This is a genomic window from Robbsia betulipollinis (assembly GCF_026624755.1).
GTDB lineage: Bacteria > Pseudomonadota > Gammaproteobacteria > Burkholderiales > Burkholderiaceae > Robbsia > Robbsia betulipollinis.
On the sequence record NZ_JAPMXC010000040.1, the window covers coordinates 1 to 698 of the forward strand.

General features: G+C 63.2%; 2 protein-coding genes. Both read right to left on the reverse strand.

Annotated elements, in window-relative coordinates:
- On the reverse strand, positions 1–230 hold a 230-nt coding region (gene tnpB / locus OVY01_RS22995; protein WP_267849960.1), incomplete at its 3' end, for an IS66 family insertion sequence element accessory protein TnpB.
- Positions 227–619 (reverse strand): IS66-like element accessory protein TnpA, encoded by a 393-nt coding sequence (tnpA, locus tag OVY01_RS23000; protein WP_267849961.1) that lies wholly within the window; start codon positions 617–619, stop codon positions 227–229. The genes tnpB and tnpA, both read right to left, overlap by 4 nt.
- Positions 620–698: the final 79 nt, after the last annotated feature.

A 698-nucleotide genomic window follows, 5' to 3' on the forward strand; every position in this document is an offset into this window, starting at 1 on the left:
ACGAAGCGCCCGCGTTCCAGACGTTTGCTCAGCAGGCACAGCCCATGGCCGTCCCACCAGAGCACTTTAATGAGATCGCCACGGCGCCCGCGGAAGACGAACACGTGGCCGCCGAAGGGGTTCGAGGCAAGCGTGTTCTGTACGATGGCTGCCAGGCCGTTGAAGCCCCGGCGCATGTCGGTGGCACCGGCGATCAGCCAGACCTGCGTGCCACCGGGCAGACCGATCAACGTGCGCCTCGTAGATGAGCCAGCAGCAAGCGCCACGCGCCCTCATCGACCGTGCCACGCAGCACGATCGTGTTCGCCCCCTGACGCCACTCGATCTCGCCTGACACGGGCGGGGTGGCACCAGGCTGAGACGCCACAAGCGGCGCGGGTTCGATCATCCTGACGGGTACCAGTGCGGGCAATGGCATCGGACTGGCACCCGTACCCAATAAATACTCGCGCCGCCATCGGGCAAGCTGGTTCGTGTTGAGGCCGTTGGCTAACGCCACCGCGGCCATCGAGACGTCGGGGCGCAACGTCTGTTCCACCAGTTCCCGCTTGAACGTCGTGCTAAAGCGTCGACGTGCTGTCGACGGCTTGACCTCGATTACATCCGGCTCTTCTCTCATCGCTTCCGATCCCGTTATGAAATCGGCAATCCTCGCGCTTTTAGATCGGATGGAGAAGATGTACTGGCTGGACGCTTAC

What these genes read in the sequence shown, in the direction of transcription:
- tnpA (WP_267849961.1), bottom strand. Translation starts at nt 619, where the DNA reads ATGAGAGAAGAGCCGGATGTAATCGAGGTCAAGCCGTCGACAGCACGT.